This window comes from Streptomyces niveiscabiei, assembly GCF_033794345.1.
In the GTDB taxonomy this organism is placed as follows: domain Bacteria; phylum Actinomycetota; class Actinomycetes; order Streptomycetales; family Streptomycetaceae; genus Streptomyces; species Streptomyces niveiscabiei.
Genome location: NZ_JARAYJ010000015.1, coordinates 1 through 24,720, shown reverse-complemented (window position 1 = coordinate 24,720; position 24,720 = coordinate 1). Strand labels below are relative to the sequence as shown.

Below are 24,720 nucleotides of genomic sequence, written 5' to 3'. Positions count from 1 at the left end.
CGTGGGTCGGGTCGGTCAGGCCACCGGCGAGTGGCTGTGGGCCGCGGGCAGGTCGGGGAACAGCCGCGGGTCGTCCCACAGAAGCTGGATGCCCCGCGCCCAGTGTTCCTCCTCGGCCGCCGCCTCCTCCCGCAATTCCATGATGTGGCGCGGCAGTTCGGCGGGCGGAACCCCGGACACGCGCGAGTCCAGCTGGTCCAGGAACGTCTTGCCCGCGCAGCCGGCGCCGCCCGCGCACTCCTCCTGCGGGCCGCTGTCGCAGCCCTCGCGGGACCACACGACGATCGGCGCGGGCGCGACGAGCGTGACGTCGAAGTGCGCGCGGGTGCGCTGCGCGGCCGGGGCGGCGGAGAAGCCCGCGAGGCAGGCGTCCGGTCTGCGCAGCCGCATCCGCAGCTTCACCGGTTCCTCGGCGCTCCCGCACTCGACGCGGTGAACTCGCGCGCCCGGTACGGAATCCAGCCGCTTCCACGCCCGGGTCAGGACGTGCCGGGTGCTGTTCTTGCGGCGCGCGTGGTCCGTGACCACCAGCGGGAACGAACAGCCCAGCGGCGTCTCGTCGTCGGGGCCGCTGGGCCACCGATCCACCGGCAGGTCGAGCCAGTTGCGGGGCAGCGCGAACGCGATCAGCTCGTCCGCGCCCGGCGTCAGGAACGGGAACGCCGCCTCGATCTGGCGCTGCACGTACTCCGCGAGCCCGTCCTTCGGCACGGTGTCCGAGCCGATCGGGTGCCGGCGGCCACCGCTGTACGCCGAGACCTCGACCCGGACGCGGTCGTCGCCGGCGCCGCTGTGGTGGAGGTCGACGAGGATGGGGGTCCATTCGGGGGGTGCGCCGGCGGGGGTGAACGGGGAGCTGGGCTGGGGGAGTTGCGTGTCCGACCGGGTGAACGGAGCCTGAGTCGAGGTGGGGTGCGGGCCGGAGGCGGGGAACGGGGCGCTGGGCGGGGCGAGTTGTGTGCCGGACGCGGACAGCAGGGCCTCCAGCCGCTCCGCGAACCGGATCACCGTCCCCACCGCCTCCTCGCCCTCCAGCTCCGACAGCACGAACAGCGCCGCCGACCGCAGGGAGGAGAAGCCGCCCTCCGGCGGCCTCGGGTCGAGCGGGTCGCGTACGGCGTTGTAGAGCTGCGTCCAATGGCCGCCCAGGCCGGCCGACTCGGCCCGCTCCACCAGCCGGTACAGCCGGGCCCGGTCGGCGGGGCGGTGACCGGGGACCGGGATCAGCCCGTCGAGGTCGCGCCAGTACCGCCGCATCACCTCGGCCGGCATCATCCGCCCGTTGGACACCCCGCGCGCCCCGGCGGCGGCCGTCACCATGCCGACGACCTCGCCGGTGTCCGCGAGCGCGACCGCCGCCCCGCTGAACCCGGGCGCGAGCGGCTGCCCGCCCTGCTGCCAGGACTCCAGCTGGTTCCACTCGTCGCTGATCAACTGCCGTGAGGTCACCCGGTACTCGGCGAGCGTCCCCTCGTCGAAACCGGCGGGGAACCCGTAGACGACGAGCTTCCTCGGCCCCCCGTCCGCCGCCCTGCCGTGCACCGCGTCCGGCGGGGCCAGCACCGCCGGAGCGACACCGGCATCCCTCTCAAGGCGTAGTACGGCGACGTCCCCCCGATCGTGCCCCGCCCGCGCGCTCCAGCCGCCGTGGGCCAGAAGGCGTACGGGTACGGGGTCGGTGCCGGGGCGCTCGGTGAACGACACCGCGAGCCCCTCCACCCGGCCGTCCAGGACATGCGCGCAGGTCACGACCGTGTCCGGGGTCACCAGGAAACCGGCGCCCAGGACCTTGCCGGACGCCTCGACCCGGGCGTGCCACGCGGCGCTCTTCATCGGCGGCTCTCACTCTGCGGGGGTAGCGGGGGAGTCCGAGGGCGACGCCCCCCACGTCAGCTTCACCACCAGATGGCCCTCACTGGTCCCCTTGGCGATGATCGCGCCCGCCTCAGCGGAGAGCTTGACCCCGAACTCGATCTCCACGCCGTCCGGCTTCAGCGCGCCGTCCCGGAACACCCGCAGCGCCGACTGCGCGGCCGTCCGTACGCCGTCCAGCGCGGCCTCGAACGTCCTCGCCGCCTGCACGGTGCCGTCCCGCGACGCCAGCCGCGAACCGGCCCGCTCCTCGACGGCCTCGACGGCGACGACCGCGCCGTCCTCCGTCTTGAACTCCACGAGCCCTTCCATGATGCCCCCGTAGTACGTGCCTCAGTGCACTCCCATTGTTACGTACGGTACTTGAGGTTGTCGCGCGGTCCTCTGTGTTCCTCTTGCGAAGAGAGTGGGTTTCTCATGGCCGGCGGTCAGCTGTTCGGATCACGCCGAGTTCGGCCAAGTCCTGGGGCCTGATCCGGAGTTGACCGGCCGTCGCCTCGACCTCCCGCGGCGGGCGTTTCAGGATCGCGGCGGCCAGCTCCGGTGCGATGACGGAGAAGTAGCTGTCCGGCGTCGCCCACGTCCGCCCCGGCGCGGCCAGCGCGAGCGCCCCGCCGGAGCCGCCCTCGCCGATGACGAGCGTCGTGACCGGCGTGCTCACCTCGGCGACGGCCGCGAACAGTTCGGCGATCGCCGCGCCCGCCCCCTGCCGCTCCGCCTCCGCGTCGTTCGCCGCGCCCGGCGTGTCCACCAGCGTCAGCACCGGGATGCCGAGCCGGTCCGCGAGCCTGATCAGCCGTACCGCCGTGCGGTATCCGGCGGGCCGCGTCGCCGCGCCGGTCTGGGCGGCGAAGGCGACGGCCTGCCCGTCCGGCCGCAGCCCGAACCCGCAGACGATGCCCTCGGGGTCGGTGCCGCCGCAGCGGTCGCCGCTGATCTCGGCGCGGTGGGTGAAGTAGGCGTCCAAGTAGGTGTGGGCGCGCGGGTGTTGGGGGGAACGGGCACGCTGGACCGCGTCCCAGCCGGAGGCGGGCAGGTCCGTGGCGCCGAGGGGGGCGGGGACCGGGGCGGGGTGGGGTGGTGGGGGTGTTGAAGTGCTCGCCGACCGCAGGGATTCGGGCCGTGTTTCCGGTGACGGCGTCGCGTCGGCCCGAGGCGGGCTCAGCAGCCGCAGCCACAGCCCCAGCGTCTCCCGCAGCTCCTCCGGACGTACGACCGCGTCGGCCGAGCCCGCCGCCACCTGCGCCTCCGCCGTGTACGCCGCCGGATCCGCGTCCGGCGGGCGGACGCGGGAGCCCGCGAAGCCGACTTGGGCGCCCGGCAGGGCGAGGATCAGGTCCGCGCCCGCGCCGAGGGTCGCCCAGCCGCCGCCGGTCGTCGGGTCGCGCAGGACCGCGATCTGGGGGAGGCCCGCCGCCCGGGTGAGCGCCGACTCGCGGGCCACGCGCTGGAGTTGGGTGAGCGCGAGCATGCCCTCCTGCATCCGGCTGCCGCCCGTGGCGACGAGGGGGACGACCGGGAGCCGGTGCGTGCGGGCGTGCCGGTACGCCGACTCCAGCCGGTCGCCGGCGCGTTCACCGAGGGAGCCGCCGAGGAAGCCGAACTCGAAGGCGATCAGGACGACTTGGGTGCCCTCGATGTCCGCGGTGCCGCAGACCGCGGACTCGCTCTCCCCCGTCCGCCCGGCGGCGCGGGCGAGCGAGGCGCCGTAGCCCGCCCAGCCGAGCGGGCCGTCGGGCGCCGACTCCTTCTCGGGGTACGGGAGTTCGGCGAACGTGTCGGTGACGAGCGCGATGACCTCGCGGGCGGAGAAGCGGGTCACGAGGCCAGCGCCCGCTTCATGATCTTCCCCATGTCGTTGCGGGGCAGGGCGTCGAGGTAGTGGACGATCCGGGGACGCTTGTGCGGGGCCAGCCGGGAAGCGACGTGATCGGCCAACTCGTCCGCCGACGGCCGGTGTTCGGGGTCGCTCGGCACGATCCACGCCACGATCCGCTCGCCCAGGTCCGCGTCCGGCTCCCCGGTCACAGCGGCCTCCCGCACCCCCGGGTGTTCGAGGAGGGCGTTCTCGATCTCACCCGCCCCGATCTTGTAACCCCCGCTCTTGATCAGGTCGGTGGCCTTGCGGCCGACGATGCGGACATAGCCGTCGGGGTCGCGCACCGCCATGTCGCCCGTGCGGAACCAGCCGTCCGGGGTGAACGCCGCTGCGGTCGCGTCGGGGCGGTTCAGGTACTCGGTGAACAGGTTGGCGCCGCGCACCTGGATCTCGCCGACACGCTCCGCGTCGTAGCCGTCGATCGCCGTGCCGTCCTCCTCGACCAGCCTCAACTCGACGCCGGGCAGCGGGAGTCCGACGGTTCCGGCGCGGGCCTCGCCGTCCGCGCGGACGCTCGTGTTCATCAGGGTCTCCGTCATGCCGTACCGCTCGACGACCCGGCGGCCCGTGGCCCGCGCGATCCGCTCGTGGTCGTGCACGGGGAGCGCCGCCGAACCGCTCACCAGCAGGCGGGCGCCGGTCAGGGCCTTCACCAACTCCGGTTCGTCCGGGAGGGATTCGGCGATGCGGTGGTACATCGTCGGGACGCCGAACAGCATCGTCGCGCCGTCGTTCAGCTCCTTCGCCACGCCCTCGGTGGAGAAGCGGCCCAGGTGGCGGACGCCGCCGCCGCGCCGCAGGGGGCCGAGGGTGCCGAGGACCAGGCCGTGCACGTGGAACAGGGGCAGGCCGTGCACCAGGACGTCCTCGCCGGTCCACTGCCAGGCGTCGGCGAGCGCGTCGAGGGTGTGGGTGAGCGCCCGGCGGGGCAGGACCGCGCCCTTCGGCGGGCCCGTCGTACCGGACGTGTAGACCACGAGGGCGGGGGAGTCCGGGCTGAAGCCGTCCTCGGGGAGCGTGCCGGTGGCCCGGACGTCGACCTCGACCCGCTCGAACTGCCGCAGCGCCTCGGGGAGTTCGGTGCCCGGCGCGGTCAGCACCAGGGCGGGGGCGCTGTCGGAGAGGATGTGCCGCAGCTCCTTGTCGCCCGACTTCGGGTTCAGCGGCACGGCGGCGCCGCCCGACAGCAGTACCCCCACGACCGCGACGGCGGTCTCCAGGTCGGGCGTCGCCCACACCGCGACCCGGCGCCCCTCTGCCAGCCGCCGCGCGACGGCCCCGGCCGCCGCCGCGAGCTGCGCGTACGTCAGGGAACGCGGTCCGAAGGAGAGGGCCGGCCGGTCGGACGGGCCGTCGGTCAGGGCGGGGAAGAGAGGGGACACGCGTCGTACTCCTTGCTGTTCGGCGTCGGGCGGCAGGCGTCTGGCGGCGGGTGTCGGGCGTCTGGCGTTCGGTGTCAAGTGTTCGGTGTCAGGTGTTCGGTCTTCGGCGGAGGTCATACCCGTAGCCCGGAAGTACTAGGGGTACTACGGGTATGACGGGTACCACGCGGCTCACCCGAAGCCCGGCACGACCATCACCAGCCACGCCACCGCGGGTACCACCGCGACCACGATCCCCCCGTAGATCATCAACTGCCGGAAGAAACGCTCACGGTCGACGTCCGGCGCCGCGGCCAGCACCAGCGCGCCGTTCGTCGAGAACGGGCTCACGTCCACCACCGTCGCCGACACCGCCAGCGCGCACACCATCCCGACCGCCCCGATCTCGCCCTGCGCGAGGAACGGCACGGCGAGCGGGATCAGCGCGCCCATGATGCCGACGGACGAGGCGAACGCCGAGACCAGCGCGCCGATGTAGCACAGCAGCACCGCCGCGAGCAGCGGCACCCCGATGCCGCCGACGCCCTCACCGGCCCAGGTGATCGTGCCCATCTGGTCCAGCACCCCGACGTACGTCAGCACCCCGCAGATCAGCAGCACCGTCGACCACGCGATCTCCCCGACCGCCTTGCGGCTGTCCGCCGGCCACACCGTGCTCAGCACCACGGCCAGCGTGATCGAGGTGAACCCCGCGTCCAGGTCGAACGCCAGCACGGCGACCACCAGCGCGACCAGCGAGACGAGGGTCGCGATCCGCGCCGGGTTCAGCCGGACCCCGTCCGACGTGTCCGCCGCCACTGTCCGGGGAATGGTCTGGATGGGGGCGTTTCCACCCGTAGTACCCGTAATACCTCCGGGGGACCCCCCAGTTGACGCACCCTCGGACGTACCGGACCCCCCGGCGGACGGCCCCGTCATACCCGTACCCCCGACCGGCACCACCCCCTGCCGCCACAGCTTCCGCCCGCCGCACGCCAGGAACACCACCCCGGCGATGACGAGGTTCGCGAACAGCGACGCGAGGAACAGCGCGATCTCGTTCCCGGGCAGCTTCTCGCGTTCGACGATGCCGTTGACGATCGTGCCGTAGATGCTGATCGGCGAGAAGCCGCCGCCCTGCGCGCCGTGCACCACCATCGCGCCCATCAGCAGCGGGCTGATCCCGTACTGCGCGGCGAAGCTGAGCGCGACCGGCGCGACGATCGCGACCGCCGCCGGGCTCACCGCGCCGATGCCGGTCAGCGCGCCGGTCAGCGCGAACATCACCCACGGGATGAGCGCGACCCGCCCGCGCACGAGCCGGATCGCCGCGTGCACCAGCCAGTCGGTGGTGCCGTTGGCGCGGGCGATGGCGAAGAGGTACGTGACGCCGACCAGGACGACGAACAGGTCGCCGGGGAAGCCGGCGAAGATGCCGTCCGCGTCGAGGTCGGCGACGAGTTCACCGACGCCGAAGGCCGCGGCGAACGCGAGCGCGCCCATGTTGACGGAACGAGTGGTGGCGATGACGAACACGACCACCAGGACGAGGATCGAGACGAGTTCGGGGGACATACGGGCTCCCGTCGTTGGGTCCCGGAGCGACAGGGGTGGGGGTGGGGGTGGAGGGGTGGCTGGGCGGCTGGCTGGTCGAGTGGCCAGGTGGCTGAGTGGCTGAGCCACTCGCCCAAGCGGGCCCAGCGGCCCAGCGCCCAACCGGCCAAGCGGCCGAGTGGTTCATTGGCTGAGTGGCTCAGCCACTTTCGCGAGTGGTCCAGTGGCTCAGCCACTTTCTTGTGTCGGCTGATTAGAGTGCGTGGCTCGACGGCCGTCAAGAGGGTGCGCGAGAATTGGCTCAGCCACTTGACCACTCAGCCACCCAGCCACTCGTCCACCGAGCCACTTCGGGCCGACCTCCCGATGCTAGGCTCCCGCCCGAAAGAGGGGGACCCCGTGAACGACGCCCTGCGGCCGATGACCAAGCAGCGCCTGTACGAGCAGGTGCTCGACCGGTTGCGGCAGTACGTGGTCGACGGCGGACTCGCCGCCGGGGACCGCCTCCCGCCGGAGCGGGATCTCGCACAGCGGCTCGGGGTCAGCCGGGCCTCCGTCAAGCAGGCGATCGTGGTCCTGGAGGTGCAGGGCCTGGTCGAGGCGCGGCACGGCGGCGGGACGTACCTCGTGCGCGACAGCCTCGACGTCGAACCCGTCGACCGGATGGTCGAGCGGCGCAGGCGGCTGCCGGACGTGCTGGAGGCGCGCGAGGCGCTGGAGACGAAACTCGCCGAACTCGCCGCCGAGCGGCGCACCGAGGAGGACCTTGACGCGATGCGGGCCGCCCTTGCGCACATGGCCGAGGAGATCGAGGCCGGCGGGCACGGCATCGAGGGCGACCGGCTCTTCCACTCCGCGGTGACCGCGGCGGCGCACAGCGCGCTGCTCGCCGAGTTCATGCGGTCCATCGCCGAGCAGATCGCCGAGAGCCGTACGGAGTCGCTGCGCCAGCCCGGTCGGCCGAGTCGCTCGTGGGCCCAGCACCAGGCCATCTTCGACGCGGTCGCCGAGCGCAACGCGCGCAAGGCGGCGACCGCGATGCGTACGCATGTCCGTACGGTGGCGAAGGTGCGGCTGCTGGACTGGGAGCCGGCCGAGGCGGAGGCCGAGGACGCTTAGGGCGTCGGCGCCGCGGTCTCTTCCGGCGCCGCGGTCTCTGTCGTTTCCGCCGTCTCCGTCAGGTCCGCGACCACGCAGCTCACGTTGTCCTCGCCGCCTGCCGCGTTGGCCGCGTCGATCAGGGTGCGGGTGGCGTCGGCCGGGGTCGTGGCCGTCGTGAGGACGGCGCGGATCTGGTCCTCGGGTACTACCCGGGTAAGACCGTCGGAGCAGAGCAGGTAGCGGTCGCCGGGGCGGGCCTCGTGGAGGTGCAGGTCGGGAGTACCCGTGGTGTTTCCCCTGCCGTCGAGGGACTTCAGCAGGAGCATGCGGTCCGGGTGGGAGAGGGCCTCCTCCTCGGTGAGGCGTCCCTCGTTCAGGAGGGACTGGACGACGCTGTGGTCGTGGGTGATGCGGAAGAGACCCGTCCCCCTCAGGAGGTACGCGCGGGAGTCACCTATGTGGACCAGACCGAGGCGGCTGCCGGTCCACAGCAGGGCGGTCAGGGTCGTACCGCTGCCCCGGCCGCCCTCGGCGGCGTTGCGGACGGCCTCGGTCGCGGAGGTGACGGCGTCCTCCAGGAGGCCGAGGACGCCGCCGGCGGGGAGGCGTCCGGTGTCGAGGGTGCGCAGGGCGGCGACGGCCGCGCCGCTCACGGTGTCGCCCGCCGCGCCGTAGCCGTCGGCGACGGCCAGAAGGCGCTGGTCGGCGTAGGCGGTGTCCTGGTTGGCGGGGCGGACGAGGCCGCGGTCGGAGCGTGCGTGGCAGCGGAGTTCGAGCATGGTGGTGTCCTTTCTGGACGGTGGGGCGGAGAGGTGGTCCACGAGGAATTCCGCGAGGTCGCGGCGTACGGCCGTCTCCGCCTCGACCCGTGACCAGTACGCGCGGATCTCGCGGGCGGCGTCCGGCGGCGGCAGGTCCCGCAGGTCGCGGATGAGGGCGAGCGGCATGCCGAGGCGGCGCAGCCACGCCACCAGGCGGGCCTGTTCCAACTGCTCCGGCGCGTAACGGCGGTAGCCGGTGCCGGGGTCGACCCGGGCGGGGCGCAGCAGGTCGAGTTCGTCGTACAGGCGCAGGGCCTTGGGGGAGAGGCGGCAGGCCCGGGCGAAGGCGCCGATCGTCAGCAGAGTCATCCGGTTCCTTCGGGGTGCGGCCCGCGGAGGGCTCGGGGTCGGTCCGGTGTCGATGCTGGGGCTTCACCGAAGGGGAAGGTCAAGCGCCGGGCCGGGCGGTATGCCGTACCTGAGGGCTACGGGATGAGCGTTGGCCGTGGGCGCGGGCCGGGATCTACAGTGCAGGGGCGTTTGTGGCTCATACCGTCGTACGAAAGTAGGGGTCCCGTGCCTCGTATCGCGCTCGTCACCTGCCGTCCAGGACCCGAGGTCGTCGCCGATCCCGATCTGCCGGGGCTGGTCGCGGCGGTGCGGTCGGCCGGGGCCGAGGCGGAGGCGGTGGTCTGGGACGACCCCGAGGTGGACTGGGCGTCCTTCGATCTCGCCGTCATACGGTCGACCTGGGACTACTCCTGGCGGTCGGCGGAGTTCCTGGCCTGGACGGCGAAGTGCGGGAGCGTGACGCGGCTCGCGAATCCGCCGGAGATCGTGCGGTGGAACGCCGACAAGCGGTACCTGGGGGAACTGGCGGCGGCCGGTGTTCCCACCGTCCCCACCAGGTATGTGGCGCCGGGTGAGACCGCGGAGCTACCTCTCGGGAGTGAGTACGTCGTCAAGCCCACCTCCGGCGCCGGTGCGCGCTTCGCTGCCCGCTACACCCCCGACGGCCACGACACCGCCGTACGCCAGATCGCGCGGATGCACGCCGAGGGGTTCACGGCGATGGTCCAGCCGTACGTGCGGAGTATCGACGCGCGGGGGGAGCGGGCGCTCCAGTTCTTCGGGGGGCGGCTGCTGCACGCCAGCCGCAAGGGGGCGGTGCTCGCGCTGGGGACGGCGTACGACGCGCGGAAGGTCGCGCATCCCGGGCTGACCGTGTGGGAGCCGACCGAGGCCGAACTCGCCACCGCCGAGCGGGCGTTGGCCGCCGTACCCGGGGGCGGGGAACTGCTGTACGCGCGGGTCGACCTCGTCGACGGGGACGACGGGCGGCCCTGCGTGATGGAGCTGGAACTCGTCGAGCCGAACCTGTTCCTGTCGCTGCACACCGGGTCGGTGGACCGGGTCGTGGCGGCCGTGCTGGAACGGGTGTGAGCGCGGGCCGGTTCAGCCCCCGGCCGTGCGCCCGGTCGGCCCCTGGCCGCGCCTGTGTGCCCGGTCAGCCCCCGGCCGCGCCTGTGTGCCGGGTCAGTCCCTGACCGCGACCCGTTGCAGGAGGCCCCAGGTGAACTCCGCCACCACCTGACGGGGTACCCCCTGCTCGTCGGGGGCCGTGAAGGACAGGCCCCAGCGGGTGGGGGCGGTGCCCTCCAGGGGGCGGGCGGGGGCGAAGGCGGTGGCGGCCTCGTCGACCGTGCAGGACCAGGGGGTGAGGTCGGCGAGTCCCTCCAGGGTAGGGGGCGGGGTACCGGGGGAGCGGATCAGCCATTCGTTCCAGATCGCGCCGGTGGGGGAGAGCAGGACCTCGAAGCGCAGGGTGGGCCACAGGGGGACCGGCCAGAGCCAGGACTCGCAGGTGAGGTCGCCGATACGGCGGGTGGACGTGGTCTCGGGGGCGCCCAGGAACGTGCGGTAGCGGCTCGCCGCCGCGCGCCCCCGTGGGGCGTGCCGCATCGCCTGCCAGCGCTTGTTCGCTTCACGCATCTCCCCCGCGGAGGCGCCGAGCCGGTGTCGCGCCTCCTCCACCAGGCCGGGGTTGTGGTCGGCCATGCGGCGCAGCAGGACGAGCTGGAAGTCGAGCGGGGTGAAGGGGTGCGGGGTGGACGGCATGCCTCCATCGTCCCCGATGGCGTACCTCCCGGGTACGGGTCTCATCGGCACTCGTCGGCACCGATGTGGATCGGGTCTTTTCACGACCATTGCCCGGTCGGTGGCTTCTGATTAGCCTGTGTTCGTCATCCCGATCGCCTGTTGAAATATCGAACACACTTAAGGGAGGGGGCCGGCCGTGGGACGTCTGGTACCTGCCGTGACCCGGGCTCTGGACATTCTGGAGCTTTTCCTCGACGGGGACGGCACGCTCTCCGCCCCCGACATCGTGCGCCGGCTCCAGCTTCCGCGCACCACCGTGCACGAACTCGTCACCACCCTCGCTGCCCGGTCGTACATCGTGCCGGTGCCCGGCCAGCCCGGACGGTACCGGCTCGGCGTACGGCCGTACCAGCTCGGCAGCCGGTACGCGGAACAGCTCGACCTCGCGGCGGAGGGGCAGAACGTCGCCCGGTCCGTCGCCGAGACCTGCGACGAGACCGTGCACGTCGCGATCCTCGAAGGCACGGACGTCATCTACATCGCCAAGGTCGACTCGACGCACGCGGTGCGGATGGTCTCCGCCGCCGGACGGCGCCTTCCCGCGCACTGCACGTCCGTCGGGAAGATGCTGCTCGCCTCGCTCTCCGAGCACGAGCTGAGCCTGCGGCTGCCGGTGGACGCCGAGTTGGTGCGGATGACGCCCAACAGCATCACCGAACCAGGGGCGTTGAGGGAGGCGCTCGCCGTCATCCGTGAGCGGGGTCTCGCGGTGGAGAGCCGGGAGTCGAACCCCGACGTGAGCTGTGTCGCCGCGCCGGTCCGGGACCGTACCGGGCAGGTCGTCGCCGCGCTCTCCATCTCCGTCCCGATGATCCGGTGGAGCGACGAACGGCGCGTGGAACTGGAGCAGTTGGCGGCCAAGGGCGCCGTCGACCTGTCGGAGCGGCTCGGATACCGGAGCGTGGCGTGATGGGGTACGAAGTAGCGGTACGGGCCGAGGCGACCCTCGGCGAAGGGCCCACCTGGGACGCGGACGCGGGCCGGCTGATCTGGCTCGACATCCTCGGGTCGCGGGTCAACACGTACGACCCGTCGAGCGGGCGGCAGACCCTGCGCACGACCGACCAGCACGTCGGCGCCGCCAAACCCAGGGCCGGCGGCGGGCTCGTCCTCAACCTCCGTGACGGGGTCGGCCTGTTGGACCCCGACGACACCTTCCGCTGGCTGCACCGCGAGGTCGTCCCCGGCCGGCGCGCGAACGACGCGGCCGTCGCCCCCGACGGGACGCTGTGGGCCGGCACGATGCGCTACGACGAGGCACCGGGCGGCGGCACGCTGGCCCGCTTCGGCCCAACGGGCCTGCTGGAGACGGTCCTTGACGACGTCGCCGTCAGCAACGGCACCGGCTGGAGCCCCGACGGGACGCTCATGTACTACGTCGACTCGCCCACCGGCCGCGTCGACGTCTTCGACTACGACGGCGAACACGTCGGCGGGCGGCGGGAGTTCGTGACGATCGAGGACGGCGCCGGCTTCCCGGACGGCCTCACGGTCGACGCGGACGGCTGCGTGTGGGTCGCCCTGTGGGACGGCGCCGCGGTACGGCGCTACACCCCCGGGGGGAAACTGGACCGGGTGATCTCCTTGCCCACACCGCGCGTCACCGCCTGCGCGTTCGGCGGGGCCGACCTGAGCGACCTGTACATCACGACCGCGCGGATCGGCCTCACGGACCCGCACCCGGTCGCCGGATCGCTGCTGGTGGTGCCCGGCGCGGGGAAGGGACTGGCGCTTCCCGCGTTCGCGGGGTGACGGGGCGCGGCTGATGGCGGGGCGTGCGGCGGAACCCGGGACTGCGGGCATCGCGCGCCCTGCCTTCGCCTCTCCCGGCCTTCGCTGCCCGTGTCTCCGACCTCCGCCGGGCGCCCCCTGTCTCCAGGCTCCCGCTACTCCAACCCCGCCCGCTTCCGTTCCTCCGTCGTCAACGGAGCGTCCGTCAGCGGTGGTTGGAGCGGGCCGATCGCGGCGGCCAGCAGCACCGAGGGGGCCAGCAGTACATGGCCCCCTCGCTCCAGCGCGGTCACGTCGGTGACCGCCCGGGCGATCCGCCCGTTGCCCGTCGCCGTCTGGAGCAGCCGGCCCACGTACGCCGCGAGGACGCGGTCCCTGAGGGTGGGCCCCGTCTTCGTGGCCCCGGGGTAGAAGACGTCCATGCCGAGGGCCAGGTCCCAGGCCGCCGAGGCGGGGCGGGACACCGCCTTCTGGACCCGGCGGGACAGGCCCGGCGCGCCCAGACCATGACGGCGTGTCACATCGCGCAGGATCACGGCCTGTTGCGCGGCCACCGACATGCCGTGACCGTAGATCGGGTTGAGGGCGCACAACGCGTCCCCCAGCACGGCGTAGTTGTCCGGCCAGACCCGGGAACGTTCATGGAAGAAGCGCCGGTTGGCGGTGGTCCGGGTGAAGGAGACGTCGGTCAGCGGGGTCGCTCGCGCGATGAGGTCGGCCATGACCGGGTGCCGCAGCGTACGGGCGTAGGCGCTGAACTCCTCGGTGTCGGAGCTGGGTTCGGCGCCCCGGCTGCCGAACAGGGTGACGAGCCAGGTGCCGTTCTCGATGGGGAGCAGGACCCCGCCCCGGCCGGGTTCGCGGGTGCGCGGGTCGGGCTGGACGTTGACCACGGGGAACGGCCCGTGCGCGGCCTCGGGTGCGCGGAAGAGGCGGGTGGCGTAGGCGACACCGGAGTCGACCTCGCGGCGCTGCGGTTCGGGGAGGCCGAGTTCCGTGAACCAGTGGGGAGTTCGGGAGGCTCGGCCGGTCGCGTCCACGAACAGGGCCGCTTCCAGGGCCCGTTCGGTGCCGTCCCGGTGGCGGACCCGGACGCCGGTGACCGCCTGCCGTGTCCCCGTCAGCCCCAACACCTCAGTCTCCTGGAGGAGTTGGACGTGGGGATGGGCGAGGACCGCCTCGCGGACCGTCGCGTCCAGGAGATCCCGGCTCGCCAGCAGCATGTGGTGGGACTCCGGCCAGCGGCGGTACCAGCCGTGCGGGGAGAGGACCACCATGTCGGCGGTCACCGGGTGGCGCCGTACGCCTGCCTCGGCGAGGCGGGAGGCGATGCCGGGGACGAGGTCGGTGAGGGCGCGGGCGCCGCCGGACCAGAGCTGGTGGGCGTGGCGCGCCTGCGGGAGGCCCTTGCGGGGAGCGGCGCCGTCGGGGAGCAAGTCCCTTTCCACGACGGTGACTTCGGTCGCCGTCTCGGCGAGGGCGCGGGCTGCGAGAAGCCCGGCGAGGGAGCCGCCCAGGACTACGGCGGTGCTGGTCATGGGCGGTTGCTTTCTGCGGGCTTCCCGGAGACGGCGGGTCTCCGGGCGGAGGCGGGTCGTTGCGGAGCGGCGGAGGCGGTGGCCTCCTGAGAAGCGGCGGGGGTCCGGGCGGCGCCGGGCTCTTGACCGGCAGCGGAGCCGAAGGCTTCCGGCGCGGCGGGCTCCTGGGCATCGCGGGTCCGACGGGCCGCGGCGCGCACCGCGGCGACCTCGTCCGGCCGGCGCAGCGCGCGGGAGACGTCGAGGATGGCCTGGAGCAGGCCGGTCGGGTCGGGATGGTCGGCGGCCTCGGACCACGCGCCGTCCGCCGGGCGGGCCACCGCGTCCTCGATCGCGACGGCGGCGGCCAGCGCGCGGGCCCGTTCGGCGGGGTGCCCCAGCGCCACCGCCGCCTCGTAGGCGCGGCCCGCCCGGGCCCCGTCCAGCCGGCGGGTCAGCGTGAGCAGGACGTCCCGGATGAACGTCTCCCGCCGGATCAGGCGCAGTTCGGCGCCCGCGCGCAGGGTGAACGGGACACCGGACCCCTGTGCCCGCTTCAACAGCACGTACAGCGGGCGCAGTTCGATGCGGGTGCGGTGCAACAGCCAGCGTTCGCCCAGGTATTGGCCGGTGTGCGGGAGGATGAAGCCGAGGGCGACCAGCACCGCCGACAGACACGCGACGAGCGGCGCCACCGTCGTACTCAGCCGGTCCAGGTCGTTGCCGGTCCAACGGGCCACGACCGCCGCGAGTTTGAGGGCGTCGAAGACCAGGTTGAGGGCGTAGCCGATGACCAGGAACACCAGCCCGGAGCGCAGCCACGCGTCGAGGCCCTCGGTGCGCACCCAGTTCCAGATGAGCCGGCTCGTGACCAGGACGGCGACGCAGTGCGCGAGGAGGTAGAGGACGATCTCCTCCCGCATGAAAGGGGTGTTGGCGTAGTACGTGTCCAGGTCGCGGACCCGCTCGACGGGCACGTCCGCGAGGAGGAACAGCACCCACAGCGCGGCGATGACCCCCGAGTAGACGCCGATCACCCACCGCATGGCGCGCCGCGTCGAGGGCGTCAGGTCCGAAAGGCCGTTGCGCCAGGCGATGATGAGCAGCAGACACGAACCGGCGAACGCGGTGAGCAGTGAATAGCACCACGGCGCCGAGATGTTGGGCACGCCCGTGACCCGGTTCGTCCAGCGGATCGTCGACGGCGCCACGAACACGAACACCGCGCAGGCGAGCAGCAGCAGACCGCCGACCGCGCGCAGCAGGGGGTCGCGCCACAGCCGTACGATCGTCGGCAGTTTGATGGCGAGCGCCGCGCACAGCATGACGGTCGGCACCCAGAAGGAGACCGCGACCGGATCGACCCTCATCGGCTCCGGCCCCCGAACCCGGGGTATCCCAGCAGCCGTTGGACGGTGCCGGGCTCCAACTCGCCGCCCTCCGGGCGCAGATAGGGGCGTACGGCGGCGGCGAGCCGGTGGCCGAAGTCGTCGGCCTCGGCCTCGTCGACCTTGCGGGAGCCGTCACGGGCGGCGGCCGTCAGGGGGACGCCCTCCCAGCCGGACAGCGCGTCCACGGCGGCGTGCCGATGCCGGTGCCGGGCGTGCAGGTGCCACAACTCGTGCCCCAGGATGACGAGTTGCTGCACCTCTTCGGCCCGCTCCTCGACGATGACCAGGTCGGACTCCTGGAACTCCACCCACAGTCCGGTCACGTCGATCTCGTCGGGGAAGCGCTCGAACCGGACCTCGACCCGCCGCCCGCCCCGCCGCGCGGTCATCTCCTCGCACAGCGCGTGGCACAACTCCCGTGCGCCGGACGGGCGTCGGTCGCGTCGGCCGAGCCCCTCCAGCAGGTCGGAGGTGAGCCCGCGCATGGCCGAGCCGGTCCTCGCCCGCCGCAGCGCGGAGGTGAACCGGGCCGAGCCCGCGATGTCCATCGGTGCCCCCTTCTGACTGCCCTGCGGCAGCCGGTCCGAGACTACGCGGGTGGATGTGTCCGCGTCATGAGGGAACGGCGGAAATCGACGCCACCCCCACCGGCGGATCGCGCGGTCCCACCGGGGGATCGTGCGGCCCCACCGACGGATCGCGCTGCCCTACCGGCGGATCGTCCGCCCCCGGTACAGCCGGCCGGGAACGTCCGTGAAGACCAGGTCCAACCCGACGCCGTCGCGCTCGGCGTGCAGGTGGAGGTGCGGCTCGGTCGTGTTGCCCGAGTTGCCGACCTCGCCCAGGAGTTGGCCGGTGCGGACGATGTCGCCGGGGCGCACGGTGACCGAACCGGGGCGCAGGTGGGCGAGTTTGACGATCTCGTGCCCGGTGTCGAGGAACACGTGGTTGCCGTACAGGGGCTGGTAGCGGATCTCGCCGGGCCGCTGGTCGCCGATCGCGCCGGCCGCGGAGACCACCCGGCCGTCACAGGGGGCGTGCACGGCCCGCCCGTACGCGGCGTACGCGGACGCGTCACGGCCCGGCCCGGTACGGGTGCCGAGCGGGCCGAGGCCGACGAGGTCGACGGCGCCGCGCTGCTCGGGGACCCGCGCGTGGTGGTTGATCAGCGCGCCGCCACCCTGGAGCACGTACCAGGTGCCGTCCAGCGGGAAGCGCAGCGGCCTCGACAGGCTCATACCCCAGCGGTAGCGGCGCGCGTACGTCACCAGAGCCACGGCGCCGAGCAGGAGACCCGTACCCAGGACCAGGGGTACCTCAGGACTACCCGTGGGCAGGTCCGGCAGGCGTACGGCGGAGGCGAGGGCGGTGGCGACGGCCGCCGTGACGGCGAGCCGGCGCGGGGTGCGCGGCTGCTGGGCGGGGGCTCCCCAGCCGCCGGCGAGGACGAGGAGCGCGGCGAGGACGCACAGGTCGCCGAGCCAGGTGAGGCGGTCGTCGGCGCCCCAGAGCGGCAGGACGATCCACAGGGCGACCGGGAGGAGGAGAAACGCCCAGGTCAGGGGCGCGGGCAGGCGTCGTACCGGGCGGGCCGGGGCGTAGGGAGCGTGCTCGAAGAGCAGGCCGGTCAGCTCGCCGTCGGGTGTGGTCGCCGCCCAGGCCCGGACCCGGTCCGGGCCGCCGCCGCGCAGGAGCAGGCCGTCGGGGCTGTCCTCGACGGCCTCGAAGCCGCCGATCCGCTCCAGGGTCGCCCGGACGACCTCCTCCAGCCGCTCGGCGCCGACCGCCTCGGCCACGGTCGGGGCCAGCGCGGGCCGGTCGGCCGGGGACGCCGTGAGGAAGCGGGCCAGGGCCGCGGCTTCCGGGGGGAGGTCGGGCATCGTGAGGGTCCTCTCTGAACCGGGGGAACTGCAAGACGATCAACGAGGTGGCGAGGTTTCCTCCCGGTGTTCACGTTCGGTGCGAGTCGCGTCGCACCCATTGACGCGAGACGGAAGTGAACCTACGGTCCCTGTTCGAAGTTACGAGCATTATTCGATATTTCGGACAAAATAAACGGGACTCGAAGAGCAAGGGCAGGCAATGGGACGACCTGACCTGAATCGCAGGCAACTTCTCGCAGCGGCCGGCGGCCTCGTGGTCGCGGGCAGCTTCGGCTTCGCCGCGCTCGGCAGCGGAGCCGACGCACTCGCCTCCGGCTCACGGCCGCGAGTGCGCTACTGGAACCTCTTCCAAGGGGGCGACGGCGGCAACATGGTCGCCATGGTCGACGCCTTCCGCAAGGCCGACCCCGGCGTCGACGTCAAGGACTCCACCCTCTCCTGGGGCGGCCCCTACTACACCAAGCTCGCCATGGCCGCCGCCGGCAACCGGGCGCCCGACCTCGGGATCATGCACCAGGGCCGGGTCCCCGGCTTCGCGCCGGGCCGGCTGCTCGACCCCTGGGACATGAACCTCCTCACCAAGTACGGCGTGAAAGATGCCGACTTCAACCCGGTGCTGTGGCAACGCGGCCTCGTCGGCGGGGAGTTGTACGCCCTGCCGCTCGACATCCACGCGCAGCTCAACTTCTACCGCAAGGACGTCTGCCGCAAGGCCGGGCTCCTGGACGCCAACGACCGCCTGCCGGAGGCGACTTCGGTCGACGCCTGGTTCGACGTCCTCAAAGCGGCCAGGAAACAGCTCAAGCCCGGCGTCCAGACGCTCGGGCTGCACGCCAACGACCAGAACTTCTCCTGGTGGTTCTTCGTCGCCTTCTATCAGCAGCTCGGCGGGAGTTACTTCGACGACGCGCGCACCGACACCGTCTTCGACACCGAAAAGGCCACCGAGGTGCTGGAGTTCCTCCGCAAGCACGTCACCGACGGGTACGTCACCGTCGGCGCCTCGGACGGCGAGGCGTTCATCGCCGGGTCGCCGTTCGCGTGGGAGGGCAACTGGTCCGTGCCGTACTACGGGAGCGCCAAGGTCGAGTTCGGGGCGCAGCCCCTGCCGCCCGTCTTCGGCAGGCCCGCCACGCACGTCGAGTCGCACTCCTTCGTCCTGCCCCACCAGTCCGACCGGGGCGGCGCCGCGAACGACGGGGCGCACCGGCTCGCCGCGTACCTCGTGAAACACGCCACCGCGTGGGCGGGCGGCGGCCATGTCCCCGCCTATCTCCCGACGTTCAGGGATCCGGAGTACCTCAAGCTCAGTCCGCAGAACGAGTACTCCCGGCCCGCGATGGACCACCCGGCGACCGAACCGCACATCTGGTTCGCGGGGTCGACCGGCGTCCTGGCCAACAAGGTCGGCCCGATCATCGCCGCCTCCAACCTCGGCTCCACGAAGCCCGCCGCTGCGGCCCGCCGTATGAAGAGCGCGCTGGAGAAGCTGCTGGAGTCGAAGAACCCGATGGACGGCCTGACCGCCGCACAGGAGGCGAAGGGGGAGGGCGCGTGAGAGCCGTATACCGCAAGGGAGTTGACGCATGAGCAGCACCGGCGTCCTCGGCGCCCGCACCGCGCGCCCCCGTACCGCCACCGCCGCCGACTCGGCCAGGGCCCGCTGGGGCCGCCGCTTCCAGCACGGCGGCTGGTTCGTCGCCCCCTTCTTCGTCCTGTACGGCCTGTTCGTGCTGCTGCCGGTCGTGCGCGGCCTCTACCTCAGCCTCACCGACGCGAACATCTCCGGCGACCGCACGAGCTTCGTCGGGCTCGCCAACTACCGTGAGGCGCTGGGGGATTCCCTCGTCTGGTCCTCGCTGTGGCACAGCGTCGAGTTCACCCTGTACGTCGTCCCCGCCATCGTTGTCGTAGCGCTCCTGATGGCCCTGATCGCGCACCACGCCGCGCACTTCAAGTGGGTGTGGCGGCTGTGCTTCTTCGCCCCGTTCCTGCTGCCCTCGGCGGTCATCGGCAACCTGTGGTGGTGGCTGTTCCAGCCGACGAACGGCATGGTCAACCACGTCCTCGGCCTCGACACCCCCTGGCTCACCCAGAAGTCCACGGCGATGCTCGCGGTCGTGATCGCCACCCTGTGGTGGACGGTCGGCTTCTCCTTCCTCCTCTACCTGGCCGCGCTCCAGGCGGTACCCCAACACCTGTACGAGGCCGCCGAGTTGGACGGCGCGAACGCCTTCAAGCGGCTGCTGTACATCACCGTCCCGAGCCTCAGGAACATCACCGGGCTCGTCGTCTCGCTCCAAGTCCTCGCCTCGCTCCAGGTGTTCGACCAGGTGGTGGTCATGTACCAGTTCACGCCGGGCCCGGAGGAATCGACGCGCACCTTCGTGCAGTACACCCTCGAAGAGGGCTTCACCAACTACCGCGTGGGATATGCCTCGGCGATCTCCATGGTCCTGTTCGTCATCGTCGCGGCCGTCGCACTCGGCCGGATGTGGCTGCTGCGCAACCGAGAGGAGGCGGGCACCCGATGAGCGACACGCCAACTCCCGTGCTCCGCAAGCCCCGTAGCACCTGGACGCCCGGACAGGTCGCGCTGACCGCCGTCGCGGCCGGCCTCTCCCTGATCTGGCTCGCACCGCTCGTCTGGGCGCTGTCGACGTCCCTCAAGAGCACCGAGGAGTCGGTCGCCGCACCCCACTGGATTCCGAAGGACTTCACCCTGGAGTCCTGGAAGGCGGTCTTCGAGGCCGGCAACATCCCCAACTGGTTCGTGAACTCGGTGGTGGTGTCGGTCTGCGTCACCTTCATCGTCCTGATCGTCTCCGCCCTCGCCGGGTACGGGTTCGCGCGCACCGAATTCCGGGGAAAATCAGCCCTGTTGGCGCTGACCATGGCCGGCCTGATGTTCTCCCCGGCGATCCTCGGCGTGCCGCTCTTCACGACCGTCCAGTCCCTCGGCATGGTCGACACGTACTGGGGGATGATCCTCCCGCAGTGCGCGCCGGCCGCGATGGTCTACATCCTGTACAAGTTCTTCCAGTCCCTGCCACGGGAGTTGGAGGAGGCGGCGTTCATCGACGGCGCCGGACGCTGGCGGATCTTCTTCACGATCGTGCTGCCGCTGTCCAAGCCGTCCCTGTCGGCGGTCGGCATCTTCACGTTCATCGCGTCCTGGAACAACTTCCTGTGGCCGTACATGGTGACGAACAACCCCGACCTGATGACCATGCCGAACGGCATCGCCACCGTCCAGAACGCGTTCGGCATCGTCTGGCCGCAGCTCATGGCCGGCGGCCTCATCGCCGGACTGCCGCTGATCATCGTCTTCGTCTTCTTCCAGAGCCAGATCGTGCGCGGCGTCGCCCACACCGGTCTGGCGGGACAGTGAGAAGGGCTCCCATGCGCCTGAGGATGGCGACACTTCTGGCCGCCGCGCTGCTCGCCTTCACCGCCACGACGGCGAGCGCCACCGCTACGACGGCGAGCGCCGCCCCCGTCTACCCCGACCCCCAGCCCGTCACCGGCCAGCAGATCATCCACGACCCCACCGTCATCCGACTCAAGTCCGGCGGATACGCGGCCTATTCGACCGGCGGCGTGATCGGCGCCCGCCTCTCCAAGGACCGCGTCCACTGGACCGACGCGGGCAACGCCTTCGCGACGCCCCCGAGTTGGTGGTACGAGTACAACGACACCGGCGACCCCTGGGCGCCCGACATCACCTACCGCAGCGGCACGTACTGGCTGTACTACGCGGTCTCGTCCTGGGGCACCAACCACTCCGCGATCGGCTTCGCGACCTCCCCCTCCGGTCTGCCCGGCACCTGGACCGACCACGGCAAGGCGTTCACCTCCGAGCGCACGGACACCTTCAACGCCATCGACCCGGCGCTGATCCGGGCCGGCGGGAAGCTGTGGATGAGCTTCGGCTCGTACTGGACCGGCATCCGCATGGTCGAACTGGACCGCAGGACCGGCCGGGCCGTCCCCGGCGCCGAGGTCCACCACCTCGCGACCCGCCCCGACGCGCCGTACGCGGTCGAGGGGCCGTCCATCGTCCGGCACGGCCGGTACTACTACCTCTTCGCCTCCTACGACGCCTGTTGTGCCGGAGTGAACTCCACGTACAAGATCAGGGTGGGCCGCGCCACCTCGGTGACCGGCCCTTATACCGACAGCCAGGGCCGTCCGATGCTGGAGGGAGGCGGCGACCTCGTACTGGAGAGCCACGGGAGGTACGTGGGTACGGGGGGCGAGTCGGTCTTCCGGGACCGGGGACGGGACTGGCTGGCGTACCACTACTACGACGCCGACGACAACGGCGTTCCGAAGCTGGGACTGAACCGGCTGGACTGGACGAGGGACGGCTGGCCGCACGTCGTCTAGCCCTCCCGGCCCAGTACCGCACTACCACAGCACCACTGCACGCCCCGGCCCACAGCACCGCAGCACGAAAGGAAGACATGCGCACCGCCCGCTTCACACTCGATCCCGCCTTCACGGTCGGCGAGGTCAGCCCCCGGCTCTTCGGCTCGTTCGTCGAACACCTCGGCCGCTGCGTCTACACCGGCATCTTCGAGCCCGGCCACCCCGCCGCCGACGCCGAGGGCCTGCGTCAGGACGTCCTCGACCTGGTCCGCGAACTCGGTGTCACCACCATCCGCTACCCCGGCGGCAACTTCGTCTCCGGCTACAAGTGGGAGGACTCGGTCGGCCCGGTGGAGGACCGCCCCCGCCGCCTCGACCTCGCCTGGCGCTCCACCGAGACCAACCGCTTCGGCCTCTCGGAGTACATCGCCTTCCTGCGCAAGCTCGGCCCCCAGGCGGAGCCGATGATGGCCCTCAACCTCGGTACCCGTGGGGTGGCCGAGGCACTGGAACTCCAGGAGTACGCCAACCACCCCTCAGGTACTACCCTCGCGGAGCTACGGGTGGCGCACGGGGACAAGGAGCCCTTCGGCATCAAGCTCTGGTGCCTGGGCAACGAGCTGGACGGCCCCTGGCAGACCGGCCACAAGACCGCCGAGGAGTACGGCCGGATCGCCGCCGAGACCGCCCGCGCGATGCGCCAGATCGACCCGGGCGTCGAACTCGTCGCCTGCGGCTCCTCCAGCCAGTCCATGCCGACCTTCGCCGCCTGGGAGGCGACGGTCCTGGAGGAGACGTACGACCTCGTCGACTACATCTCCCTGCACGCCTACTACCAGCCCGAGAACGGCGACGTCGACTCCTTCCTGGCCTCCGCCGTCGACATGGAGTCCTTCATCGAGAACGTGGTCGCCACCGCCGACCACATCGGCGCGAAGCTGAAGTCGAAGAAGAAGATCAACCTCTCCTTCGACGAGTGGAACGTCTGGTACATCTCCGAGTGGCACGAGATCGAGAACTCCGGCGAGCGCGACTGGGCCGAGGCCCCCCGCCTCCTGGAGAACAACTACAGCGTCATGGACGCCGTCGTCTTCGGCTCCCTGCTCGTCGCCCTGCTGCGGCACGCCGACCGCGTCACCGTCGCCTGCCTCGCCCAGCTGGTCAACGTGATCGCCCCGATCATGACCGAGCCGGGCGGGCCCGCGTGGCGGCAGACCACGTTCTTCCCGTTCGCGCAGGCCGCGCGGTACGGGCGGGGCGAGGTCCTCGACGTACGGGTGGACTCACCGACGTACGACACGCAGAAGTTCGGCGAGACCGACCTGCTGCACGCCACCGCCGTACGCGGGGAGGACGGGTCGGTGACCGTGTTCGCGGTGAACCGGAGCCGTACCGAGGAGCTACCGCTGGAAGTAGCTCTCGGGGGGCTCGGCGTCGAGCGGGTCGTCGAGCACAGCGTCCTCGCCGACGCCGACCCCGACGCGCGTAATACCCTCACCGAGCCCGAGCGGGTCACCCCGCACGCGGCCGAGGGCACCGCGCTGACGGACGGCACCCTCACCGCCGTCCTGGAGCCGCTCTCCTGGAACGTCATCCGCCTCGCGTGAGGCGTGCCCGCCCCGTTCCGCCCGTGCCGGAGACTGCCCCCACAATGGGCGCATGAGGATCTCGGCACGGGCGGACTACGCGGTACGGGCGGTACTGGAGATCGCCGTACGCCAGGGGGACGACCCGGTGAAGACGGAGACCGTAGCCCTCGCGCAGGACATTCCGCACAAGTTCCTGGAAGGGATCCTCGGCGATCTGCGCCGCGCGGGCGTCGTCGACAGCCGGCGCGGCGGGGGCGGGGGCTACCGGCTCGCGCGGGACGCCGCCGCGATCACCGTCGCGGACGTCATCCGGGGGGTGGACGGGCCGATCGTCTCCGTACGGGGGGAGCGGCCGACGGAGCTGTCGTACAAGGGGACCGCCGAACCCCTGCTCCCGCTGTGGATCGCGCTGCGGGCCAACGTGCGGCGGATCCTGGAGGGGGTCACGATCGCGGACCTCGCGCGGGACGCGCTGCCGGGTCCGGTACGGGCGCTGGCGGCGGAACCGGCGGCCTGGGAGAACCCCTGAGACGCCGCCCCCCCCGGGACAGCTCCGCGTAGCCCTTGAGCCGTAACCGTGTAGTACTCACGTAGCACCCGTATGTGAACGGGACTCCTGTGAATGGCCGGAGTTCGACGTAGGCGCCGAACTCCCCAGTCCCTACGATGCGTTCGCCCCGGCCTTCACGGAAAGCGCACAGATTCTCCACAGGATTCCGGCCGGGGCGCGACCACCCCCCACGGACCGTTTCACGGGAGACCCCATGAGAACCGGTGCACTTCTGCTCGGCGGCGCGGCTGCCGCCCTCCTCGCCACGGCGCTCCCCGCCCAGGCGGACCCGGTGTTCGTCGACCCGCCGCCGGACAAGATCGTCATCAACCTCGCGACCATCAACGGCTCCGGCTGCCCCGCGGGCACCGCGGCCGTCGCCGTCTCCGAGGACAACACCGCCTTCACCGTCACCTACAGCGACTACCTCGCGCAGGCCGGCGGCAACTCCGACCCGACGGCGTTCCGCAAGAACTGCCAGCTCAGCATGGTCGTCCACGTCCCCGGCGGCTTCACCTACGCGATCGCGAGCGTCGACTACCGGGGCTTCGCGTCCCTTCAGCCCGGCGCGAGCGGCATGCAGCGGGCCTCGTACTACTTCCAGGGGTCCCCGCAGACGGTGGCCAAGAGCCACAGCTTCAACGGCGCCCTCACCGACAACTGGCAGGCCACCGACTCCACCGAGTGGGCTCAACTCGTGTGGGCGCCCTGTGGGGTCCAGCGCAACTTCAACGTCAACACCGAGGTGCGGGTGACCGCCGGGTCGCAGTCGCCGGGCAAGGTCAGCTTCATGACCATGGACTCGACGGACGGCGAGCTCTCGACGATCTACCACGTCGCGTGGAAGGAGTGCCCGGCGAAGTAACTCCCGTCGGGGCGGCCCCGGTTGGCGCCGGGGCCGCCCCGCCCGGCTACCGCTCGACGCCGAGCGCCAGCGTGCGGACGGCCGCCGCGGCGACCGGTTCCGCCTTCGCCGTCTGCGAGTCGGCGGTAAGTCATG

General features: G+C 72.0%; 22 protein-coding genes. 11 read left to right on the top strand and 11 right to left on the bottom strand.

The window, feature by feature from the left end; genetic code table 11:
* Window positions 1-15: 15 nt before the first annotated feature.
* The 5 genes from PV682_RS21625 to PV682_RS21605 all read right to left on the bottom strand — a co-directional run bounded on the left by PV682_RS21625 (window position 16) and on the right by PV682_RS21605 (window position 6,687).
* Window positions 16-1,833, bottom strand: a complete 1,818-nt coding sequence (locus PV682_RS21625; RefSeq protein WP_319732247.1) for a VMAP-C domain-containing protein — start codon at window positions 1,831-1,833, stop codon at window positions 16-18.
* A gap of 9 nt (window positions 1,834-1,842) precedes the next feature.
* Entirely contained in the window at window positions 1,843-2,184 is a 342-nt protein-coding gene (locus tag PV682_RS21620) for a CU044_2847 family protein (protein ID WP_055724645.1), read from the bottom strand.
* 103 nt (window positions 2,185-2,287) lie between these two features.
* The gene (locus PV682_RS21615) at window positions 2,288-3,694 is read right to left on the bottom strand and encodes a carboxyl transferase domain-containing protein (RefSeq protein WP_319732244.1); all 1,407 of its coding nucleotides are present in this window, start codon (window positions 3,692-3,694) and stop codon (window positions 2,288-2,290) included.
* Complete coding sequence (locus PV682_RS21610) at window positions 3,691-5,133, bottom strand: acyl-CoA synthetase (RefSeq protein WP_319732242.1); 1,443 nt, start codon at window positions 5,131-5,133, stop codon at window positions 3,691-3,693. Before PV682_RS21610 ends, PV682_RS21615 begins: the two co-directional genes overlap by 4 nt.
* 171 nt (window positions 5,134-5,304) lie before the next feature.
* Window positions 5,305-6,687 (bottom strand): SLC13 family permease, encoded by a 1,383-nt coding sequence (locus PV682_RS21605; RefSeq protein WP_319732240.1) that lies wholly within the window; start codon window positions 6,685-6,687, stop codon window positions 5,305-5,307.
* A 378-nt stretch (window positions 6,688-7,065) separates the two neighbouring features.
* Between PV682_RS21605 and PV682_RS21600 the strand changes: the two genes are divergently transcribed.
* On the top strand, window positions 7,066-7,785 hold the full coding sequence (locus tag PV682_RS21600; protein ID WP_055721134.1) for a FadR/GntR family transcriptional regulator: 720 nt from the start codon (window positions 7,066-7,068) through the stop codon (window positions 7,783-7,785).
* Here the strand turns inward: PV682_RS21600 and PV682_RS21595 are convergent.
* Window positions 7,782-8,897 carry a MerR family transcriptional regulator gene (locus tag PV682_RS21595; protein WP_319732236.1) on the bottom strand — a complete coding sequence of 372 codons (1,116 nt, stop codon included), beginning with the start codon at window positions 8,895-8,897 and terminating at the stop codon, window positions 7,782-7,784. The genes PV682_RS21600 and PV682_RS21595 overlap by 4 nt on opposite strands.
* 207 nt (window positions 8,898-9,104) lie before the next feature.
* Here PV682_RS21595 and PV682_RS21590 point away from each other — a divergent pair, with 207 nt between their 5' ends.
* Window positions 9,105-9,971, top strand: a complete 867-nt coding sequence (locus PV682_RS21590) for an ATP-grasp domain-containing protein (protein ID WP_319732234.1) — start codon at window positions 9,105-9,107, stop codon at window positions 9,969-9,971.
* 93 nt (window positions 9,972-10,064) lie between these two features.
* Here PV682_RS21590 and PV682_RS21585 read toward each other — a convergent pair whose 3' ends face one another.
* Entirely contained in the window at window positions 10,065-10,646 is a 582-nt protein-coding gene (locus PV682_RS21585; RefSeq protein WP_319732232.1) for a hypothetical protein, read from the bottom strand.
* Window positions 10,647-10,824: 178 nt separating this feature from the next.
* On the opposite strand from PV682_RS21585, the gene PV682_RS21580 reads away from it, so the two are divergent.
* Both PV682_RS21580 and PV682_RS21575 read left to right on the top strand, forming a co-directional pair.
* Window positions 10,825-11,598 carry an IclR family transcriptional regulator gene (locus tag PV682_RS21580; protein ID WP_055724673.1) on the top strand — a complete coding sequence of 258 codons (774 nt, stop codon included), beginning with the start codon at window positions 10,825-10,827 and terminating at the stop codon, window positions 11,596-11,598.
* The gene (locus tag PV682_RS21575) at window positions 11,598-12,440 is read left to right on the top strand and encodes an SMP-30/gluconolactonase/LRE family protein (protein WP_319732229.1); all 843 of its coding nucleotides are present in this window, start codon (window positions 11,598-11,600) and stop codon (window positions 12,438-12,440) included. Before PV682_RS21580 ends, PV682_RS21575 begins: the two co-directional genes overlap by 1 nt.
* A gap of 134 nt (window positions 12,441-12,574) precedes the next feature.
* On the opposite strand, the gene PV682_RS21570 is transcribed toward PV682_RS21575, so the two are convergent.
* From PV682_RS21570 to PV682_RS21555, 4 genes are all read right to left on the bottom strand, one after another.
* Window positions 12,575-13,957: an FAD-dependent oxidoreductase gene (locus tag PV682_RS21570; RefSeq protein WP_319732227.1), complete on the bottom strand. Its 1,383-nt coding sequence runs from the start codon at window positions 13,955-13,957 to the stop codon at window positions 12,575-12,577.
* Entirely contained in the window at window positions 13,954-15,306 is a 1,353-nt protein-coding gene (locus PV682_RS21565; protein ID WP_319732225.1) for a DUF6545 domain-containing protein, read from the bottom strand. The genes PV682_RS21570 and PV682_RS21565 overlap by 4 nt, the downstream gene beginning before the upstream one ends.
* A complete protein-coding gene (locus PV682_RS21560) occupies window positions 15,303-15,875 on the bottom strand; it encodes a toxin-antitoxin system, toxin component family protein (RefSeq protein WP_319732223.1) in 573 nt (190 codons plus the stop codon). Before PV682_RS21560 ends, PV682_RS21565 begins: the two co-directional genes overlap by 4 nt.
* A 159-nt stretch (window positions 15,876-16,034) precedes the next feature.
* Window positions 16,035-17,207 carry a M23 family metallopeptidase gene (locus tag PV682_RS21555; RefSeq protein ID WP_319732221.1) on the bottom strand — a complete coding sequence of 391 codons (1,173 nt, stop codon included), beginning with the start codon at window positions 17,205-17,207 and terminating at the stop codon, window positions 16,035-16,037.
* 202 nt (window positions 17,208-17,409) lie between these two features.
* Here PV682_RS21555 and PV682_RS21550 point away from each other — a divergent pair, with 202 nt between their 5' ends.
* The 7 genes from PV682_RS21550 (at window position 17,410) to PV682_RS21520 (ending at window position 24,585) form a co-directional block, all read left to right on the top strand.
* Window positions 17,410-18,768, top strand: coding sequence for an extracellular solute-binding protein (locus PV682_RS21550; RefSeq protein ID WP_319732219.1), 1,359 nt, complete (start codon window positions 17,410-17,412; stop codon window positions 18,766-18,768).
* Between the two features lie 28 nt (window positions 18,769-18,796).
* Entirely contained in the window at window positions 18,797-19,744 is a 948-nt protein-coding gene (locus PV682_RS21545; RefSeq protein WP_319732217.1) for a carbohydrate ABC transporter permease, read from the top strand.
* Window positions 19,741-20,601 carry a carbohydrate ABC transporter permease gene (locus tag PV682_RS21540; protein WP_319732216.1) on the top strand — a complete coding sequence of 287 codons (861 nt, stop codon included), beginning with the start codon at window positions 19,741-19,743 and terminating at the stop codon, window positions 20,599-20,601. Before PV682_RS21545 ends, PV682_RS21540 begins: the two co-directional genes overlap by 4 nt.
* 11 nt (window positions 20,602-20,612) lie before the next feature.
* Window positions 20,613-21,599, top strand: a complete 987-nt coding sequence (locus tag PV682_RS21535; RefSeq protein WP_319732215.1) for an arabinan endo-1,5-alpha-L-arabinosidase — start codon at window positions 20,613-20,615, stop codon at window positions 21,597-21,599.
* A 77-nt stretch (window positions 21,600-21,676) separates the two neighbouring features.
* Window positions 21,677-23,188, top strand: a complete 1,512-nt coding sequence (arfA, locus tag PV682_RS21530) for an arabinosylfuranosidase ArfA (protein WP_319732214.1) — start codon at window positions 21,677-21,679, stop codon at window positions 23,186-23,188.
* Between the two features lie 52 nt (window positions 23,189-23,240).
* Window positions 23,241-23,699 (top strand): RrF2 family transcriptional regulator, encoded by a 459-nt coding sequence (locus PV682_RS21525; RefSeq protein ID WP_319732213.1) that lies wholly within the window; start codon window positions 23,241-23,243, stop codon window positions 23,697-23,699.
* Between the two features lie 235 nt (window positions 23,700-23,934).
* Window positions 23,935-24,585 (top strand): DUF4360 domain-containing protein, encoded by a 651-nt coding sequence (locus tag PV682_RS21520; RefSeq protein ID WP_109363611.1) that lies wholly within the window; start codon window positions 23,935-23,937, stop codon window positions 24,583-24,585.
* Window positions 24,586-24,720 lie beyond the last annotated feature (135 nt).

Coding starts and splice junctions, on each gene's coding strand:
- PV682_RS21625 (WP_319732247.1), bottom strand. CDS start 1,833: ATGAAGAGCGCCGCGTGGCACGCCCGGGTCGAGGCGTCCGGCAAGGTC.
- PV682_RS21620 (WP_055724645.1), bottom strand. CDS start 2,184: ATGGAAGGGCTCGTGGAGTTCAAGACGGAGGACGGCGCGGTCGTCGCC.
- PV682_RS21605 (WP_319732240.1), bottom strand. CDS start 6,687: ATGTCCCCCGAACTCGTCTCGATCCTCGTCCTGGTGGTCGTGTTCGTC.
- PV682_RS21595 (WP_319732236.1), bottom strand. CDS start 8,897: ATGACTCTGCTGACGATCGGCGCCTTCGCCCGGGCCTGCCGCCTCTCC.
- PV682_RS21585 (WP_319732232.1), bottom strand. CDS start 10,646: ATGCCGTCCACCCCGCACCCCTTCACCCCGCTCGACTTCCAGCTCGTC.
- PV682_RS21575 (WP_319732229.1), top strand. CDS start 11,598: ATGGGGTACGAAGTAGCGGTACGGGCCGAGGCGACCCTCGGCGAAGGG.
- PV682_RS21570 (WP_319732227.1), bottom strand. CDS start 13,957: ATGACCAGCACCGCCGTAGTCCTGGGCGGCTCCCTCGCCGGGCTTCTC.
- PV682_RS21565 (WP_319732225.1), bottom strand. CDS start 15,306: ATGAGGGTCGATCCGGTCGCGGTCTCCTTCTGGGTGCCGACCGTCATG.
- PV682_RS21560 (WP_319732223.1), bottom strand. CDS start 15,875: ATGGACATCGCGGGCTCGGCCCGGTTCACCTCCGCGCTGCGGCGGGCG.
- PV682_RS21555 (WP_319732221.1), bottom strand. CDS start 17,207: ATGCCCGACCTCCCCCCGGAAGCCGCGGCCCTGGCCCGCTTCCTCACG.
- PV682_RS21550 (WP_319732219.1), top strand. CDS start 17,410: ATGGGACGACCTGACCTGAATCGCAGGCAACTTCTCGCAGCGGCCGGC.
- PV682_RS21545 (WP_319732217.1), top strand. CDS start 18,797: ATGAGCAGCACCGGCGTCCTCGGCGCCCGCACCGCGCGCCCCCGTACC.
- PV682_RS21540 (WP_319732216.1), top strand. CDS start 19,741: ATGAGCGACACGCCAACTCCCGTGCTCCGCAAGCCCCGTAGCACCTGG.
- PV682_RS21535 (WP_319732215.1), top strand. CDS start 20,613: ATGCGCCTGAGGATGGCGACACTTCTGGCCGCCGCGCTGCTCGCCTTC.
- arfA (WP_319732214.1), top strand. CDS start 21,677: ATGCGCACCGCCCGCTTCACACTCGATCCCGCCTTCACGGTCGGCGAG.
- PV682_RS21525 (WP_319732213.1), top strand. CDS start 23,241: ATGAGGATCTCGGCACGGGCGGACTACGCGGTACGGGCGGTACTGGAG.
- PV682_RS21520 (WP_109363611.1), top strand. CDS start 23,935: ATGAGAACCGGTGCACTTCTGCTCGGCGGCGCGGCTGCCGCCCTCCTC.